15 protein-coding genes are annotated in these 17977 nt (G+C 54.4%); 3 read left to right on the top strand and 12 right to left on the bottom strand.

What is annotated here, in order from left to right:
- Position 1 precedes the first annotated feature (1 nt).
- Both tal and KJY78_RS04760 read left to right on the top strand, forming a co-directional pair.
- Positions 2-1132: a transaldolase gene (gene tal, locus KJY78_RS04755; RefSeq protein ID WP_214337468.1), complete on the top strand. Its 1131-nt coding sequence runs from the start codon at positions 2-4 to the stop codon at positions 1130-1132.
- Entirely contained in the window at positions 1122-2741 is a 1620-nt protein-coding gene (locus KJY78_RS04760; RefSeq protein ID WP_214337469.1) for a glucose-6-phosphate isomerase, read from the top strand. Before tal ends, KJY78_RS04760 begins: the two co-directional genes overlap by 11 nt.
- 59 nt (positions 2742-2800) lie before the next feature.
- Here the strand turns inward: KJY78_RS04760 and KJY78_RS04765 are convergent, their stop codons facing one another.
- From KJY78_RS04765 to whiA, 7 genes are all read right to left on the bottom strand, one after another.
- Complete coding sequence (locus tag KJY78_RS04765) at positions 2801-3175, bottom strand: RNA polymerase-binding protein RbpA (protein WP_214337470.1); 375 nt, start codon at positions 3173-3175, stop codon at positions 2801-2803.
- A gap of 10 nt (positions 3176-3185) precedes the next feature.
- Positions 3186-3440, bottom strand: coding sequence for a preprotein translocase subunit SecG (gene secG, locus KJY78_RS04770; protein WP_214337471.1), 255 nt, complete (start codon positions 3438-3440; stop codon positions 3186-3188).
- Between the two features lie 106 nt (positions 3441-3546).
- Complete coding sequence (gene tpiA, locus KJY78_RS04775; protein WP_214337472.1) at positions 3547-4332, bottom strand: triose-phosphate isomerase; 786 nt, start codon at positions 4330-4332, stop codon at positions 3547-3549.
- Positions 4329-5531, bottom strand: coding sequence for a phosphoglycerate kinase (locus KJY78_RS04780; RefSeq protein WP_214337473.1), 1203 nt, complete (start codon positions 5529-5531; stop codon positions 4329-4331). The genes tpiA and KJY78_RS04780 overlap by 4 nt, the downstream gene beginning before the upstream one ends.
- 80 nt (positions 5532-5611) lie before the next feature.
- On the bottom strand, positions 5612-6625 hold the full coding sequence (gene gap / locus KJY78_RS04785; protein WP_214337474.1) for a type I glyceraldehyde-3-phosphate dehydrogenase: 1014 nt from the start codon (positions 6623-6625) through the stop codon (positions 5612-5614).
- A 104-nt stretch (positions 6626-6729) separates the two neighbouring features.
- Entirely contained in the window at positions 6730-7347 is a 618-nt protein-coding gene (locus KJY78_RS04790) for a superoxide dismutase (RefSeq protein ID WP_214337475.1), read from the bottom strand.
- 84 nt (positions 7348-7431) lie between these two features.
- A complete protein-coding gene (gene whiA, locus KJY78_RS04795) occupies positions 7432-8454 on the bottom strand; it encodes a DNA-binding protein WhiA (RefSeq protein WP_214337476.1) in 1023 nt (340 codons plus the stop codon).
- 169 nt (positions 8455-8623) lie between these two features.
- On the opposite strand from whiA, the gene mtnA reads away from it, so the two are divergent.
- Positions 8624-9652 (top strand): S-methyl-5-thioribose-1-phosphate isomerase, encoded by a 1029-nt coding sequence (gene mtnA, locus KJY78_RS04800; protein WP_214337477.1) that lies wholly within the window; start codon positions 8624-8626, stop codon positions 9650-9652.
- Here mtnA and rapZ read toward each other — a convergent pair.
- The 5 genes from rapZ to ndk form a co-directional block, all read right to left on the bottom strand.
- A complete protein-coding gene (rapZ, locus tag KJY78_RS04805; RefSeq protein ID WP_214337478.1) occupies positions 9638-10510 on the bottom strand; it encodes an RNase adapter RapZ in 873 nt (290 codons plus the stop codon). The two genes, mtnA and rapZ, sit on opposite strands and share 15 nt — an antisense overlap.
- A gap of 179 nt (positions 10511-10689) precedes the next feature.
- Positions 10690-12546 (bottom strand): excinuclease ABC subunit UvrC, encoded by a 1857-nt coding sequence (uvrC, locus tag KJY78_RS04810; protein WP_214337479.1) that lies wholly within the window; start codon positions 12544-12546, stop codon positions 10690-10692.
- 1 nt (position 12547) lies between these two features.
- The gene (gene uvrA, locus KJY78_RS04815; protein ID WP_214337480.1) at positions 12548-15439 is read right to left on the bottom strand and encodes an excinuclease ABC subunit UvrA; all 2892 of its coding nucleotides are present in this window, start codon (positions 15437-15439) and stop codon (positions 12548-12550) included.
- Positions 15440-15484: 45 nt separating this feature from the next.
- Positions 15485-17527 (bottom strand): excinuclease ABC subunit UvrB, encoded by a 2043-nt coding sequence (gene uvrB / locus KJY78_RS04820; RefSeq protein WP_214337481.1) that lies wholly within the window; start codon positions 17525-17527, stop codon positions 15485-15487.
- A gap of 5 nt (positions 17528-17532) precedes the next feature.
- Positions 17533-17943: a nucleoside-diphosphate kinase gene (ndk, locus tag KJY78_RS04825; RefSeq protein WP_214337482.1), complete on the bottom strand. Its 411-nt coding sequence runs from the start codon at positions 17941-17943 to the stop codon at positions 17533-17535.
- Positions 17944-17977: the final 34 nt, after the last annotated feature.

The raw sequence follows: 17977 nt of genomic DNA on the forward strand, positions 1-17977 counted from the left end.
GATGACGCAAACGCCCAACACACAAAAACTGAGCGATGCCGGAGTTAGTATCTGGTTGGACGATATTTCGCGCTCTCGCCTGCGCAGTGGTAATCTTAAGGAGCTAATCAGCAATTATAACGTGGTTGGGGTGACTACCAACCCCGCTATTTTTAACAACGCGATCAGCAGCGACAGTGCTTATCAAGCGGATCTTAGTGCGGCTGCCGCAACCGGGCTATCCCCCGCACAAACCGTGATGCGCCTCGCCTGTGAGGACGTGAAAACCGCCTGCGATCAGCTGCTCGATGTGTACCAAAAGAGCCACAAAAAGGACGGCTACGTTTCAATCGAGGTTGAGCCTGAGCTCGCGCACAACACCGCGGGCACAATCGCTCAGGCGGCGCAACTCTGGGAGCGCATCAGCCGGCCTAATCTAATGATCAAAATCCCGGCAACAACCGCAGGGCTTGCCGCCATTACTGAAACCATCGGCGCTGGTATCAGCGTTAATGTCACCCTGGTTTTCAGCCTTGAGCGCTATCGTGAAGTTATTACTGCGTTTTTAAGCGGGCTTGAGCTTGCGCAGCAGTGCGGGCATGACCTGGCTCAGATTGCATCGGTTGCCTCGTTTTTTGTGAGTCGCTTTGATACTGCAGTAGATCCGCTCCTCGCGAGGAGCGACTATCCGCAGGCAGCACAGCTCACGAGTAAAACCGCTGTTGCTAATGCGCGGCAGGCGTACAAAATATTTTTGGATTCCCTTACAACACCCCGATTTAAGGCGCTGCGGGCGGTCGGCGCACAGCCACAGCGCCTGCTCTGGGCCTCAACCGGGGTTAAAGACGCTAAGCTACCCGCGAGCTATTATGTCACCGAGATTGTTGCGGCGGACACTGTGAACACTATGCCCGAGCAAACGCTTTTTGCCGCCGCTAAAACCAGCGATACAATTTCACCAGACAGTGTTACCGCGAATTTCGCAAACTCTGCGGCAATAATTGCGAGGCTCGCAACATACGGCATCAGCTACGACGATATAACAGCCCAACTCGAGCGCGAAGGCCTCGAAAAATTTGAGCGGGCGTGGCACGAACTGTTACAAACTGTGACTCAGAAACAAGCGGAGGCGCTCTCTAACAATGCGCAATAAGCGGATAGAATTTGGGTCTGGAATCTGGCAACAAGCGTATCACGAGGCTATGCAGCGCCTGCTTGCAAGAGGGTTTGCCTCTGCCCTCGCCAAAAAAGACGCCGGCCTGTGGGGCGCTAAAAACGCTGCGGAGTCGGCTATCCGCATGGGCTGGCTTGATTTTGCGGAGCGAGCGGATGAGATTATCGCGGCAGCAGCAGAGCACCGCGCGCTGTTAAACTCGCGTGGTATTAATCAGATTGTGCTGTGCGGCATGGGCGGATCCTCGCTCGCACCAGAGGTTATAAGCGAATACTGCAACGTTGGAATCACGATTCTCGACTCCAGCCACCCAGCACAGGTTGCTAGCGCGCTAAATCGCGATCTGCATAGCACCGCGGTTGTTGTGAGCTCAAAATCCGGTTCAACGATTGAAACTCGCAGCCACCTTGAAACTTTTGAGCGCGCATTTCAAGCCGCCGGCATTGACCCCGACGAGCGAATTATTATTATCACCGACCCCGGCTCGGCACTTGCCGAAAAATACACGGCAACTAAGCGGCGCGTGTATTTAGCGGATCCCAACGTGGGCGGCAGATTTTCGGCGCTAATCGCCTTTGGGCTGGTGCCGCCAACCCTGGCGGGAGCAGAGCTTGCGCCAATTGTTTCTGAGGCTGAGCAACTGTTACCCAAGCTGCTGCAAAACAGTCCGGAAAATCCCGCACTCCAGCTCGCAGCTCGGCTGTACGCCGCCCTGCCCCAAAAAATGTGCTGCGCAATAATCGCCAACCAGCCTGAACTCGCAGGATTCGGCGACTGGATCGAGCAGCTCGTAGCAGAATCAACGGGTAAACACGGCAGGGGCGTTTTGCCGATATCCATAACCCCACAGAGCTCCGAAAACACGCTTTTTGTGCCTAATAATATGCTGCGCATCTTTATTGACCACCCGGTGACACACCTCGCGAGCGATGACGTGCTAATTCGCGGCGGAATCGGCGAGATTATGATTCTGTGGATGGTTGCCACCACAGCTCTCTGTTACCTGCTCGAGGTCTGCCCTTTTGATCAGCCCGATGTTGAGAGCGCAAAAATCGCCGCCAGAAAACACTATCAGGAAGTCGATAAGAACACGCTCGCAAACGGCACCGCGCTAAGCGACTGCGCAGCAACACAGCTCACAGCCGGACCGACAGAAAGCTCGCTGCGTGGTATTTACGAGCGGATCACAACCGCACTCAGCAGCAAAAAATACGGCTACCTGGTTGTGCAGCTGTATTTTAACCGCACTGCTGAAAATATTTGCACGGCAGAAAAACTGCGCAGTGCTCTGGCTGCAAAACTACGAGTTCCCGTTTCGGCAACCTTTGGTCCACGTTACCTGCACTCAACCGGGCAGCTGCACAAGGGCGGACCGCAGCAGGGCTTGTTCTTACAGATTATTGATCTGCCACAAAAGGATACACAACTGCCAGAGGTCGATGCGGCGCTATATTCGCGCCTGTTGCTTGCGCAACCGCACGGCGATGCCGCAGTGCTCAGGCGGCACGACCCCGACAGGGTAATTCAGCTCATAACAACAGACGCGGGCAAACTAATACAACTGCTGCAAGAGTTTACCGCGCAATAGTTAAAGGGTGTGACAGCGGCAAGTAAGCGCGGCAGTCACAGCCCTCCTGCAAATTTTAACTAGGTCTTATTTTGTTTCATCGCAAGACCCCGGCGATCACGCAAGCGCTGCAGCGCCTCTTCTAGCAGCTGCTCAGCCTCTGCCTCTGTGCGGCGCTCTTTAACATAAGCCAGGTGCGTTTTGTACGGCTCGTTTTTAACCGCAATTGGAGGATTGTCTTTGTCGCGCCCCGCCGGCAATCCGGTTTTTGGCGAGTCGATCTCCTCTGGAATATCTGCCGGGTCAATGTCAGCCGCGTAGTAGCGCACAGTTTCATTACCCTCGGCATCCCAGTAGGAGATACCTATTCGCTCAACCCGGACACCGTGATCAAGCTCACCGACAGAACCGTACCCCACTCGCGCACCGCGAATAGCCTGATTATTTCCTGCCATACGTTAACCCCTAAACGGCCGCAGGTGCGAGCTTTGCGAGCACGCCCAGCACAACAACACAGGTGAACCAGACCAGCGCCACAACAACTGTGATTCTGTTGAGGTTGCGCTCGGCAACACCGGAGCTGCCCAGATTAGATGTAACACCGCCGCCGAACATATCCGAAAGACCGCCGCCGCGCCCCTTGTGGAGCAAAATAAACAGCGTTAAAACAAAGCTGGTGAGCACTAACAACACGGTTAAAATTATCTGAGTAATTTGCACAGTAATCTTTCTAGTAATAATCAAAAAGTCGTATACACAACAATTCTACTTTAATACAGTATATCGCGAGTCGCGCATACAAGTAATCCACAACTGCTTAATCGCCTTACTCTGCTAAGCCCGTCTGATACTGAACTATCTTGGTGAACTCGTCAATCTTCAAACTCGCACCGCCGACTAAAGCCCCGTCAACATCAGGCTGCTGCATAAACTCGGCGATATTGTCACTCTTCACCGATCCGCCATAGAGAATGCGAGTTGCGGATGCAACCTCCTCGCCGCGCAGTTCGCGCAGTTTTGAGCGGATATGTGAGCACATTTCTTGCGCCTGGGCTGCCGTTGCGGCCTGTCCGCTCCCGATTGCCCACACAGGTTCGTAGGCAATTACGAATTCCGCACCCTCTGGCACCTCGGCAAGAACCTCTGTTAGCTGCACCAGCGGCACGACCGTGCCCTGCTCCTCGCGCTGCTGCAGGCTCTCACCGACGCATATAACCGGGGTGATTCCAGCGGTCAGCGCGGCAGCTGATTTTTTGCCCACGAGAGAGTCGGTTTCCGCGTGATACTCACGGCGCTCAGAGTGTCCAACAATCACATAGCTAACATCTAGACTGCTCAAAAAAGCAGCCGCAATGTCGCCCGTGTACGCGCCTGATTGCTCGTGCGAAACATCTTGTGCGCCAATTTTTATGGGCAGTTTTTCGCTGGCCACAATAGTTTGCGCAGAGCGTAAATCGGTGAACGGCGGGAACACCGCGACCTCGGTTACTGAACTATCGTAAGCGGTGTTTTTAAGACTCCAGGAGAGTTTCTGTAAAAACGCCAGAGCCTGCAAATGATCGTAGTTCATTTTCCAATTGCCTGCTATTAGCGGCTTGCGCTGTGTGTTCATGCTATTTCCTCCAAACCGGGCAATTTTTTGCCCTCTAAAAATTCTAGGCTGGCGCCACCGCCCGTTGAAATGTGCGTGAAATCAGCGTCACTAAAACCAAACTCACGCACCGCAGCGGCAGAATCACCGCCGCCAACAACCGCAACACCCTGCACTTTAGTGAGTGCCTGCGCCACGGTTTTAGTGCCCTGCGCGAACGCCGGCATTTCAAACACGCCCATCGGTCCGTTCCAAAATACGGTCTTGGCAGCTACGATCCGCTCGGCAAAATCTCTTGCGCTCTCAGGACCGATGTCAAGCCCGATACCGTTGTCACCGAACTTAGACTCCGCAATTTTAGCTGAGCTAACAACAGCAAAGGGAGAATCGGCGGCAAAGCGCTGCGCAACCACAATATCGCTGGGGAGCACAATTTCAACACCCTTTTCAGCCGCCCGGGAGAGATATTCGCGCACCGTATCGAGCTGATCTGATTCGAGCAAACTCGCGGCAACATCGTAACCCTTGGCTTTAAGGAAAGTGAAAACCATACCGCCGCCGATCAACAGCGTATCCACGCTGTCTAGTAGGCGATCAATAACGCCGAGCTTATCAGAAACTTTTGACCCGCCGAGCACAACAATATAGGGGCGCTCAGGCTCATCAATTAGTTTTTTGAGCATTTCAACCTCGGTGGCAACAAGCCTGCCCGCCGCCGCCGGCAGTAACCGCGCAACATCCGTTACGCTCGCCTGCTCGCGATGCACAACACCGAAGCCGTCAAGCACAAAAACATTCGCAAGAGCTGCCAGCTGCGCCGCAAACTCCGCGCGTTCCTGCGCGTTTTTGCTCGTCTCTGCGGCGTTGAAGCGCAGGTTTTCAAGCACCAGCACATCACCCTCAGTAAGCTCTGCAACGACCTCCTGCGCCTGCTGCCCTACCGTGTCAGCAACAAACCGCACATCAACTTCTAAAAGTTCGGTGAGCCGCTGCGCAACTGGTGTCAGCGACAGCCCATCAACAACTTTACCAGCGGGACGCCCAAGATGGCTTATCACAACAATTTTAGCGCCGCTTTCGCGCAGCTCATTAATCGTGCCGAGCGCCGCTCGCACTCGCCCGTCGTCCGTTATTTTGCCGTCTTTTAGCGGCACATTGAGATCAGCCCGCAACAAAACAGTTTTGCCCTGCAGTGCCCCTAGGTCACTAAGTGTGCGCATATATAAACTCCAGCTCTAAAGTTTTGAGGGCAACGCTGTTACCTGCGTAAAACCGTTGCCCTTAGTCATTTTTTTAACACTTAAGAAAGACGCTCGCTGATGTAGCTGGTAAGCGTAACAAGCTGATTAGAGTAACCCCACTCGTTGTCGTACCAGGCTGAAACTTTAACCAGGCTGCCCTGCACCGCTGTTAGTCCGGAATCAAAAATTGACGGATGCGGATTGTGCACAATATCGCTGGAAACAAGCGGCTCTTCGCTGTACTCGAGAATGCCCTGCAGCCTGCCGCTCTGTGATGCTTTGCGATAGGCATCATTAATCTCTGCCGCGGTTAAATCATCACGCTCAGCAATCAGTGTTAGATCAACGATTGAACCCACCGGAATTGGCACCCGGTAAGAGCTGCCGTCAAGTTTGCCGTCGAGTTCAGGAATAACCGCACCAATAGCAGCCGCCGCGCCCGTTGAGGTTGGTACAATGTTTGCAGCCGCCGCGCGTGCACGGCGCAGGTCACTGTGCGGCAGATCCTGCAGGCGCTGGTCTGCGGTGTAAGCGTGAGCGGTCATCATAAAGCCCTGTTTAATGCCAAAGTTCTCGTTAAAAACGTGAGCCAGCGGAGCTAAACAGTTGGTTGTGCACGAGGCATTAGAAACGATGTCATGCTTTTCAGGGTCGTAACTGTCTTCGTTTACGCCAACAACAAACATTGGCGCGCCGCCCTTAGCCGGAGCTGAAATAATCACCTTTTTAGCGCCCGCTGTAAGGTGCGCACCCGCGCCCTCCACCGTCGTAAACCGACCCGTGCTTTCAATCACAATGTCGATATTAAGCTCGCCCCACGGGAGATTCTTGGGATCTGCCTCGCTACAAACTTTAATTTTTTTGTTGTTAACCGTGATGCTGTTATCATCGTGGCTAATCTCTGCGTTAAACAGTCCGCCAACAGTATCCCTGCGGAGCAGGTGCGCAAGTGTTTTAGTGTCTGTCAGGTCATTAACAGCAACTACTTCGAGATTCACGTTTTGCTCAACAAGCGCGCGCATATAGTTACGCCCTATCCTGCCAAAACCGTTAATAGCAACACGTGTGCTCATATAAAGATCACTTGCCTTTCAGTTGTATAAAAATGAACCGGAGACTTTACCGTAAAGCAAAGCCCCGCACTATTGTTTTACGAAATATTAATTTTACTTTAGCTTTAGATTAGACCAGAAGTCTGAGTGCGCGCGCGTGCAAGACGATCCTGCACGTTCTGCCAGTTCACAATCTTCCAGAATGCGTCTACATAGTCGGCCTTCACGTTTACGTAGTCAAGGTAGAAAGCGTGCTCCCACATATCAAGCATTAGCACTGGCACGCTGCCGGCCGGGAAGTTTGCCTGCTGGTCAAAGAACTGCTGCACGTTAAGACGCTGCCCGAGCGTATCCCACACAAGAGCAGACCAGCCAGAACCCTGAATCCCCAGCGCGTTAGCAGAAAAATGCTTACGGAAACCCTCAAAAGAGCCAAAGAACTCGTCAATAGCGCTCGCGAGCTCACCCTCGGGGCGCGAGTCACCCTCCGAGGTTAGGTTCGTCCAGAAAATCGAGTGGTTAACGTGACCGCCAAGGTTAAAAGCAAGGTCTTTTTCGAACTTGTTAACACCGCTGAAATCATCCACCGCTCGCGCCTGCGCAAGCGCCTCAAGCGCCGCATTAGCGCCGGTCACATACGCGTTATGGTGTTTGCTGTGGTGCAGCTCCATAATCCGCGCACTGATATGCGGCTCAAGCGCGCTGTAATCGTACTCTAGCTCTGGTAGTTTATAAACTGACATACTAATCCTTAAATATCGGTTGCCGTAAACAGCCCAATTAGACTGGCATACCTAGCATTCTAGCCCAGCCGCCTCACACCTGCTTCAGTTTTTAGGCGACCCTGAAATATCCGCGCCCGTGTTTCGACCGCTATCAATATCCGCGTTTGTGTCCGGAATGCCTTTTTTCTCGGCAACTTTATCCGCGGTTTGTAACAGGCGTCGGATCCTGCCAGCGACTGTGTCTTTGGTGAGGGGCGGATCTGCTTTCGCGCCCAATTCCTCAAGACTTGCCTCGACATACTGCAAGCGCAGCTCACCGGCCTCGCGCAGTTTCGCTGATACCTGCCCGTCAAGAATCTCGAAAGCGCGCTTAATCCGCTTCCGAGCCACAGCAGAAGCCGCCGTAGAACGCTGCAGATTGGCGTCGTCAAAGTTTACAAGCCTGTTTGCAGCGCCGCGGCGGGCGCGCTCGAGCTTGGCTTGGTTTAGCTTGTTCGCGTGCATATGAGCACCTATCTCCTGCAGCAGCTTCACAACATCTTCGCCCTCGCGTATGTGCACCCTAACAGCTCCGCGCGTCTCACGCATTACGGACTTAACATTAAACCTGCTGATAGCACCCATAATTCCAGTTGCAAGCAGGTGGTTACCGCACTCAAACTCCAGACTGAGCGAGTTGCCCTTTCTGATGAGACTGCCGCGCGCCAAAAACGCACCGCGCAGCATTCCCCGCATCTCTTCGAGCGAGCCTGTCATAATGCTGTTTGGAAACCCCAGGATGTTTCTGCCCCGCTTAACATCCCAAATACCGGTTAAGCGGGTAATTTCAGCGCCCCGCGCGATCCGCACCGAAAAGCGCGGATTTTCCTTATTGCCGGGGCTTTTGAAGCCCTCACTCGCAACCCCGTACACCTGAGACAGCGCCTGTCGCACGCGCACAACAGTGTACTCATTGCGCAAATCAACCTCGTACACCGGCGCTAACCTGCCCGCAATGCGGCTCATACTGCCCGCCAGCCGCAGGATGGTTACCAGCTCAGCTTTGCGCACGCTCGCGTGCTGCGTTTTTACGCTACACAGCTCCCGATACACCAGACTGGTGTAATCAACGATCCCATCCCCCACAGAGCTGTCCTTTCTAAAATCTTATTCGCAAGAAAATATTGTACGCCAAATAGCGCCAAAATATTTACACCCAAACTGTTTTTGCCAGGCTCTAAACAGGCTGGTCATATACCGATGCCGGTCATATACTTGTGTAAAGAAAATATTACACAGAACCGAAAGAAGCACTTTGACAAAAGCAATCGAGTGGATCAGCACCCCCGCAGGCGGTTTTTTGCGCCTCATCGATCAGCGGGCGCTGCCAGCGACAACAGCTTATTTAGACATCACAACCGTAGCACAACTAATTGACGCGGTAAAGACCCTTGCTGTGCGGGGCGCACCCGCGCTCGGAGCCGCTGGCGCGTACGGGATTGCCGTGGCGATGCTAGAAAGCAAACGCGATGGCTGGGGCGAAGCGCAATTGCGCGCCGCTTTTGAGCAGCTAGCGGATGCGCGCCCCACTGCGGTAAATCTCGCATGGGGCGCAAAACAGGTTGCCGCGCAGTATTCACATGGGTTTGAGGCGGTGCTTACAGCCGCGCACAAAATTGCCCGCGCAGACGAAGCGGCAAACCGCAAACTGTCGCAGCTCGGGGCAGACTGGCTCACAAGCAAACTGGGCAAGCACAAACTGCGCGCAATCACCCACTGCAACACGGGAGCACTCGCAACAACCGCCTGGGGCACCGGGTACGGCATTTTGCACGAGCTGCATACGCGCGGCCAGCTTGAGATGGTGTACGTCGACGAAACCCGCCCGCTTTTGCAGGGCACGCGCCTCACCAGCTGGGAACTGACGCAGGATGGCATTCCACACCTGGTGCAGGTTGATGGCGCTGCGGCGAGCACGATTCTGCGCGGGTTAGTTGATTTTGCCATAATCGGAGCGGATCGCATCACCGCAAACGGTGACAGCGCCAATAAAATAGGTTCGCTTGCGCTAGCTCTCGCCTGCGCACGCGCACAAATCCCCTTTATTGTGGCGGCTCCATATTCCACTGTTGATGCTACAACCGCAAGCGGTGATTTAGTTGAGATTGAAAACCGTGATGACGCAGAGGTTTTGGAACTTGCCGGAGTTAAACTGGCAGCCCCGGGAGTCAAAGCCTTTAACCCAGCCTTTGACGTGACCCCGCACGACCTGATATCCGCTATCGTCACAGAGCGCGGCGTGGTTGAACCGGCAGTTACACAACAGCCGTTATTCGCGCCCTAAATCACGGTGCCGCAGCGAAACCTGCACACCCTCAAGCTCAGCGAGCTTTACCGCCAAAAAATTAGCTGAGGCAACCGACCTGTGCTTGCCGCCGGTGCAGCCGACCGCGAGCATAGCGTGGTGCTTGTTTTCACGCTGATAGCCCGCAAAAACCGGCTTTAGCGCTTCGCAGTACCCGTCAAGAAACTCGCGCGCACCCTCACGGCTCAGCACAAAATCACTAACGGCAGCATCAACCCCCGTTAGATCGCGCAACTGCGGATCCCAGAACGGGTTTGGCAAAAATCGCATATCGACCATTAGATCCGCATCCGCCGGAGTGCCGTATTTGAAGCCGAAACTCTGCACAACAAGGTGCAGTTTGGGCGCGGTGGCGGTGTCAAAAAGGTCTCTGATATGGGTTGTGAGCTGGTGCACGTTAAAACTTGTTGTGTCAATAATGTAGTCGCTTATCTGGCGCAGCTCATGCACCCTCTCGCGCTCGGCACGGATGCCGTCGATCAGGCTTCCCTCACCCATCAGCGGATGTGGTCTGCGCACAGAATCATAGCGGCGCACAAGCACCTCGTCGGTGGCCTCTAAAAACAGCAGGCGCACCCGCGCTTTGCCTGATAGCTCGGCAATGGTTTCACGTACGCTCCTGGTGATGTCGCGCCCGCGCGCGTCGATTACCGCCGCTATCTGTGACAGTGCGCCGTCTGTGCGCTCTGCCATATCCGCCACCGTTGTAAGCAGCCGCAGCGGCAGATTGTCAACAACATACCAGCCCATATCGTCGAGCGTTTTTGCCGCAGTGGTGCGGCCCGCGCCAGACATACCGGCGACGATTAGGATATCCTGTGTAGCTTCTGTCTGCATTTTGCCCTCATAACAGTATTAAAACGTGCACTCGCAAGTAACAATAATGTTACCCCCTATTCGCGAAAAATAATGCTCGCATAACCATCGGTTAGGTTTGCTCGAGTGCGGCATCCCCTTGCAGCTGCTCATAAATCTGAGCCTCGCCAACGCCGTCAACTGTGGCGATTATCTACCGGCTATACCGGATCAGGCGCAATGTCTCCGTGCAATTGCTCGTAAATCTGAGCTGCCAGAGTCTCACCAACACCGTCAACCGCGGCAATTTCCGCAGCGGAAGCGGCGCGCACCCGCTTGCTCGACCCGAAATGGCGCAGCAGCTTTTGCATCCGCACTTTGCCAACCCCCTGCAGCGTAGCCAAATCGCTCGTGATTGCCGCGGCTCTCCGGGCGCGGTGAAAGGTTATTGCGAAGCGGTGTGCTTCGTCGCGGATTCGCTGCACCAGAAACAGCACCTCGCTGTTGCGCGACAAAATAACCGGAAATTCACTGCCGGGCAACCACAGCTCTTCAAGCCGTTTAGCAATGCCGCACACCGCAATATCGGTGATCCCGTGCGCTGCGAGCGCAGCGCGGGCCGCCTGCGCCTGCGGCGCGGCACCGTCAATCAAAAACATCTGCGGACGCTCACGCGCGGGCGCGTCTGGCTTGCTCAGTGCGGCAGCCCGGCGGCTAATAACCTGGTAGATCGAATCAACATCGTCATTATGATCCTCCAGCTTATAACGCCTGTAGGCTGATTTAACCGGCAGCCCGTCTTCAAAAACAACCAGTGACGCAACAACCTCCGTGCCCTGCAGGTGCGACACGTCAACGCACTCAATGCGCAGCGGCGGCTCCGGCAGCGCAAGCGCCTCTTGCAGCTGTGCGAGCGACTCAGTGCGACTGATCAGGTCGTTGGTGCGCTTGAGTTTATAGCGGATCAGCATCTCCCCCGCGTTGCGCACCGCAGTCTGCATAAGCTGCGCTTTTTCACCGCGCAGGGGTTTTTGAATCGCAACCCGCCCCCCGCGCGGGCGCAGCTGAGAAAGTACCTGCGACACACTCTCGAGATCGGGAATGTTTTCTGACACTAAGATTTCAGGGGGCGGTGGATTATTCGCGTCGTAAGCTGTTTGCACCGCCTGCTGTAGCAGTTCTTCTTTTGTGGCTTCAAGACCGATATCAACCCGCCATGATTTCTCGCCGCGGAGCCTGCCGTTAATAACAATAAAATGGTGCACAACAGCGACCAGCTCGTCAGCGTAAATACCGAAAAAGTCAGCGTTTGTGTCCGCTCTGAAAACAATGTTGTTACGCTCAATAATTAAGTTCAGAGCCCGTATTTGATTGCGCAGCACAGTCGCTTTTGCATAGTCTTGCACCTCAGCCGCCGCACGCATTTCACGCTCGATTTCATGGATTTTAACGGTGTCAAGGCGGTTCAAAAATCGCACCATATCTGCCACCGCGGCATCGTGCTCTTGCCAGCTCACAAGCATTGAGCAGGGCCCGTGACACCTGCCAATTTGCCCGGCAAAACAGGGCTTGCCCGAGCGCATTGCGCGGTTATACTCGGAGTCATTGCAGGTGCGCACGGTAAACGCCTGGTTAATCAGGTTTACCGTTTCTTTTAGCGGACCGGCTTTGGGATACGGACCGTAATATTTAGCGCCTTTAATACGCGGATTGCGCGTGATTATCAGGCGCGGTGCTTTACTGCCGAGTGTTACGACCAGATACGGGAAGGTTTTATCGTCACGAAACAGCACGTTATAACGGGGCTGCTGTCTTCTGATCCAGTCCTGTTCGAGCACAAGCGCTTCTGTGTCGCTGGCAACAACAGTCCAGCTTAGAGTTGCCGCGCGACTTAGCATTTGCTGGGTGCGCGGCGCTAGCCGCTGGTAGGGCTGAAAATAGTTTGCCAAGCGACTGCGTAGATTTTTGGCTTTGCCAATATAAAGCACCCGCCCAATGCTGTCAGCAAAGCGATAAACTCCAGGAGAACCCGGCACCTCCCCCGGAGCGGGCTTAAACTTCTCCCGATTATCCTGCATTTTAACCGTTTTTTTGCGCTAGAACTTCTTTTAGGAAGCGCCCCGTGTGGCTTTCAGCAACCTTTGCCACCTTTTCCGGTGTGCCCGTTGCAATAACAGTGCCGCCGCCTGATCCGCCCTCCGGGCCAAGATCTATAACCCAATCCGCGCAGCGAATAACGTCGAGATTGTGTTCAATAACCAGCACCGTGTTGCCCTTTGCAACCAGCTCATTAAGCACAAGCAGCAGCTTGCGCACGTCTTCAAAGTGCAACCCGGTTGTGGGCTCATCAAGCACGTAGATTGACCTGCCGTTAGAGCGGCGTTGCAGCTCTGTTGCCAGTTTTACACGCTGCGCTTCACCACCGGAGAGCGTTGTTGCGCTCTGCCCCAGCTGCACATAGCCCAGCCCCACATCAACAAGGGTTTGCAAGAACCTGTGAATGCTCGTAATCGCCTGGAAAAACTCGGCGGCCTCGCTAATTGGCATTGCGAGCACCTCTGAAATATTTTTACCCTTGTATTTAACCTGCAGGGTTTCTCGATTGTAGCGTTTGCCATGGCACTGCTCGCACTGCACAAAAACATCGGGCAAAAAGTTCATCTCAATTTTAATTGTGCCATCGCCTGCGCAAGCCTCACAGCGACCGCCCTTAACGTTAAAGCTAAAACGCCCCGCCTGATAACCGCGCGCTTTTGCCTCGGGAGTTTCGGCAAACAGCTTTCTTATTTTATCAAAAACACCCGTGTAGGTTGCCGGGTTAGAACGCGGTGTGCGTCCGATTGGTGCCTGATCAACGTGCACAACCTTATCCAGGTGTTCAATTCCGGTAACACGGGTGTGCTTGCCCGGCACCTGGTGCGCACCGTTCAGCTGGTTTGCCAGCACCCTGTATAAAATGTCGTTTACAAGCGTTGATTTGCCCGATCCGCTCACGCCCGTCACCGCGGTAAAAACTCCGAGCGGAAATTTCACAGTAACGTTTTGCAGGTTGTTTGAACGCGCGCCAACCACCTGCAACTGCCGCTTCGAGTCGATTTTGCGCCGTTTTGCTGGCATTTCAATAGCTTTTGTGCCGGCTAGATAGACTCCCGTAACAGAGTTTGTGTTACGCTTCAGCTCGCGCACCGTTCCCGAGTGCACAACCTCGCCACCTTCAACGCCAGCTCCCGGACCAATATCAACAATCCAGTCTGCCGCGGCGATCGTTTCCTCGTCGTGCTCAACAACAATCAGAGTGTTTCCCAGATCGCGCAGTTTCAGCAGCGTCTCAATTAACCGCCGGTTATCGCGCTGGTGTAGCCCGATAGAGGGCTCATCGAGCACGTACAGCACACCAGTTAGCCCGGAACCTATCTGGGTGGCAAGGCGAATCCGCTGCGCTTCCCCTCCTGACAGTGTGCCCGCAGAGCGCCCCAGTGTTAAGTACCCGAGCCCGACCTCAACCAGAAACTCAAAACGCGCTCTGATTTCACGCAACACCTGCGCCGCAATTTTCGCCTCGCGCGCAGTCAGCGTTACTCCGTTAAAAAACTCCTGCGCGTCGAGCAGGCTGTAGTCTGTGACAGCGGATATTGACTCACCGTTAACGGTCACTGCGAGCACCTCGGCTTTTAATCTCGCTCCTTTGCACACATTGCACGGCACATCGCTTAAAAACTGTGCCCAGTGCTCGCGTTGCACATCGCTTTCAGCCTCGGAGTGGCGGCGCTCAACAAAAGGAATTGCTCCCTCAAAACCACTCTTATAGCTAATCTCGCGCCCAAAACGGTTTTTATAAAGCACCTTAACCGAAAAATTATTGCCGTACAGCAGCGTTTCTTTAACCTTGTCACTGAGCTTACGCCACGGAGTGGTGAGCTTGAACCCGTGCTCATCTGCGAGCGCCTGCAGCATTTTCACGTAGTGCTGGTAAAGCCCCTGCCCTTTTGTAGACCAGGGCAGTAAAACCCCCTGCTCCAGCGACAGCGCGGCATCGCCGATCACCAGGTCCTCATCGGCCTGCATACTGTAGCCGAGCCCCGAACACGTGTCACAAGCCCCAAAGGGCGCATTAAAAGAAAAAGTGCGCGGCTCAATCTCGGTTATCTGCACCGGGTGATTATTGGGGCAGCTGCGGTGCTCACTGAATTTCTGCGGCGGCAGGCTCGTTTCCCCCTCGCGCGCCGGAAAATCCACTTCAATCACGCCGCCGGTTAACCGCAGCGCAGTTTCAAGCGAATCAGTGAGTCGTCCCAAAATTTCTGGCTTTGCAACAAGCCGGTCAACAATCACAGAAATATAGTGCCAGTCTTGCTTTTTAAGTTGCGGCGGATCACTCAACCGGTGCATTTCACCGTCAATAATCGCACGCACAAAACCGGTTGCCGCAAGCTCCGCGAGCAGATCAACAAACTCACCTTTTTTCTTAACCACAACGGGTGCTAGAATCTGAAACCTGGTACCGGTTTCCAGCTGCATTAATTGATCTGCGATCTGCTGCACGGTTTGCGCCTGGATCCGCTCCCCGCAGGTTGCACAGTGCGCGATTCCGATCCGCGCCCAGAGCAGCCTCATATAGTCGTATATTTCGGTGATAGTACCCACTGTTGAGCGCGGATTTCTGTTAGTTGATTTTTGATCTATCGATACTGCGGGGCTAAGCCCTTCAATAAAATCAACGTCGGGGCGATCCACCTGCCCTAAAAACTGCCGCGCGTACGCGCTCAGTGACTCCACATACCGCCGCTGCCCCTCGGCAAAAATGGTGTCAAAAGCCAGACTTGACTTGCCCGAGCCCGAAAGCCCGGTAAAAACAACCATGCTGTTACGCGGGATCGCAAGATCCACATTTTTAAGGTTGTGCACTCGCGCGCCACGCACCCTGATCTGATCGCTGCGGGTGTTGCTACCGGTTGTTAAAGAATCTTTCACAGCATAAAATCATAACGCAAAATTATGAAAAATCGAACAAATGAGCTATTTTTGAGCCGCGCGGATCCGCTTCAGCTCCCGCTTTAGATCCTGCAGCTCGTCACGCAACCGCCCAGCCAGCTCAAACTTCAGCTCCTCGGCGGCAGCTAGCATCTGCTCGGTGAGGTTTTTAATTATCCGCTCAAGCTCGCTCAAATCAGTGCGAGCACCGCTGCGCGACTGCTCACTCCCGCGAGTGCGCCGCGCCACAATCTCCTCAGTATCCGCCGCCTCCCGCGCGAGCACTTCAGTAATATCACCGAGTTTTTTGCGCAGCGGAGTCGGGTTAATACCGTGCTTTTTGTTGTGCGCGAGCTGTATTTCACGCCGCCTGTTGGTCTCCTCAATAGCGGTTTGCATCGACTTTGTAACCCTGTCAGCGTACATATGCACCTGTCCGTTCACATTGCGCGCCGCGCGCCCGATGGTCTGAATCAGCGAGGTTGTTGAGCGCAAAAACCCCTCTTTATCAGCGTCTAAAATAGCCACCAGCGAAACCTCGGGCAGGTCAAGCCCCTCACGCAGCAGATTAATTCCGATGAGCACATCAAAAACTCCGGCACGCAGCTCGCTCAACAGCTCAACCCGCTTCAACGTGTCAACGTCAGAATGCAGATAGCGCACTCTGATGCCGGCTTCCTCCATAAAATCGGTGAGCTGCTCAGCCATTTTTTTAGTCAGGGTTGTTACCAAAACGCGCTCGTCCTGAGCCGTGCGCAAACGTACCTGCTCAAGCAGGTCATCAATCTGCCCGGTGCTCGGTTTCACAATAATTTCAGGATCCACCAACCCCGTCGGCCTGATAATCTGCTCAACAACCCCGTCCGCGCGCTCCAGCTCATATTTGCCTGGGGTTGCCGAAAGATACACGACCTGCCCGATCCGCTCAGTAAACTCCGCAAACTTTAGCGGTCTGTTATCGAGCGCGCTCGGCAACCTAAATCCGTGCTCAACGAGCGTCCGCTTACGCGCTGCATCGCCCTCGTACATTGCGCCCAGCTGCGGCACCGTAACGTGCGACTCGTCGATCACGGTCAAAAAATCGTCGGGGAAATAGTCAAGCAGGCAGTTTGGCGGCTCCCCGTGGCTGCGCCCATCCATGTGCATTGAGTAATTCTCCATGCCGCTGCAAAACCCGATCTCCTCCATCATCTCGAGGTCGAATGTTGTGCGCATTCTGAGCCGCTGCTCTTCAACCAGTTTTTGCTGTTTTTTCAGCTCTTTTGAGCGCACCTCGAGCTCCGCACTAATCTGCTCCATCGCGCGCTGCACAACGTCGCGGCGCGCCACATAGTGCGACCCCGGGAAAATCGAGATCGTATCAACCAGCCGCAGCACATCACCCGTCAGCGGGTGTAAAAAACTGAGCCGCTCAATCTCGTCACCGAACATTTCAATGCGGATCGCCAACTCCTCATACATCGGAATAATCTCAATAGTATCCCCGCGCACCCTGAAATTGCCACGGCTAAAATCAATGTCATTGCGCTGATACTGCATCTCAATGAGGCGACGGATCAGAAAATCCCGCTCAATTGTGTCGCCAACCGCGAGCGGTAACATCGCTTCGTAGTATTCTTCGGGCTTGCCCAGACCGTAGATACAAGACACGCTCGCAACCACGACAACATCACGACGACTCAGCAGCGCATTGGTTGTGGAGTGTCCGAGCCGCTCCACCTCGGCGTTAATGCTCGTGTCTTTTTCTATAAAAGTGTCCGTCTGCGGCACATAGGCTTCGGGCTGATAGTAGTCGTAGTAAGAAACAAAATACTCAACCGCGTTGTGCGGCAGCAACTGTCGAAACTCGTTGGCCAGCTGAGCTGCCAGGGTCTTGTTGTGCGCTAGCACCAGGGTTGGGCGCTGCAGCTTCTCAATCAACCAGGCTGTTGTGGCGGATTTTCCCGTGCCGGTGGCGCCCAGCAGCACAACATCGCTCTCACCCTGCTCTAAGCGATCCGCAAGCTGCGCGATAGCGCGCGGCTGATCGCCGCTGGGCTGATACTCACTAACAACCTGAAAGGGTTTAAAACTGCGCGTTGGCTCCATCGCTGCTAGAACCAGAGCGCCAGTTCGCGCTCCGCAGCAACCGCGCTATCACTGCCATGCACCAGGTTTTGCTGCACTTTCACTCCCCAGTCACGCCCCAGATCACCGCGAATAGTGCCCGCTGCCGCCTCTGTTGGGTTAGAAACTCCCGCGATATTACGAAAACCCTCGATAACACCCTCGCCCGCAGCGCGTACCACAACAACGGAACCCGAGCTCATAAACTCCAGCAGCGGCTCAAAAAACGGTTTTCCCTCGTGCTCTGCGTAGTGCTGCGCCAGCAGCTCCCGCCCGGGAGTAAACATCCGCAAATCTAGTATTTGATAGCCCTTAGCCTCTATACGCCGCAGGATTTCACCCGTCAGCCGTCTTTTCACGCCGTCTGGCTTAATTAGAATAAGTGTTTGCTCTGCCATCTTCACTCCCCAACTTCATATCCCACGATGGGGT

The sequence above is a fragment of the Canibacter zhuwentaonis genome (genome assembly GCF_018531145.1).
Lineage (GTDB): Bacteria > Actinomycetota > Actinomycetes > Actinomycetales > Microbacteriaceae > Canibacter > Canibacter zhuwentaonis.

What these genes read in the sequence shown, in the direction of transcription:
- KJY78_RS04780 (WP_214337473.1), bottom strand. Translation starts at nt 5,531, where the DNA reads ATGCGCACACTTAGTGACCTAGGGGCACTGCAGGGCAAAACTGTTTTG.
- uvrB (WP_214337481.1), bottom strand. Translation starts at nt 17,527, where the DNA reads ATGGAGCCAACGCGCAGTTTTAAACCCTTTCAGGTTGTTAGTGAGTAT.
- uvrC (WP_214337479.1), bottom strand. Translation starts at nt 12,546, where the DNA reads ATGCAGGATAATCGGGAGAAGTTTAAGCCCGCTCCGGGGGAGGTGCCG.
- KJY78_RS04790 (WP_214337475.1), bottom strand. Translation starts at nt 7,347, where the DNA reads ATGTCAGTTTATAAACTACCAGAGCTAGAGTACGATTACAGCGCGCTT.
- gap (WP_214337474.1), bottom strand. Translation starts at nt 6,625, where the DNA reads ATGAGCACACGTGTTGCTATTAACGGTTTTGGCAGGATAGGGCGTAAC.
- KJY78_RS04765 (WP_214337470.1), bottom strand. Translation starts at nt 3,175, where the DNA reads ATGGCAGGAAATAATCAGGCTATTCGCGGTGCGCGAGTGGGGTACGGT.
- tpiA (WP_214337472.1), bottom strand. Translation starts at nt 4,332, where the DNA reads ATGAACACACAGCGCAAGCCGCTAATAGCAGGCAATTGGAAAATGAAC.
- tal (WP_214337468.1), top strand. Translation starts at nt 2, where the DNA reads ATGACGCAAACGCCCAACACACAAAAACTGAGCGATGCCGGAGTTAGT.
- rapZ (WP_214337478.1), bottom strand. Translation starts at nt 10,510, where the DNA reads ATGCAGACAGAAGCTACACAGGATATCCTAATCGTCGCCGGTATGTCT.
- ndk (WP_214337482.1), bottom strand. Translation starts at nt 17,943, where the DNA reads ATGGCAGAGCAAACACTTATTCTAATTAAGCCAGACGGCGTGAAAAGA.
- KJY78_RS04760 (WP_214337469.1), top strand. Translation starts at nt 1,122, where the DNA reads ATGCGCAATAAGCGGATAGAATTTGGGTCTGGAATCTGGCAACAAGCG.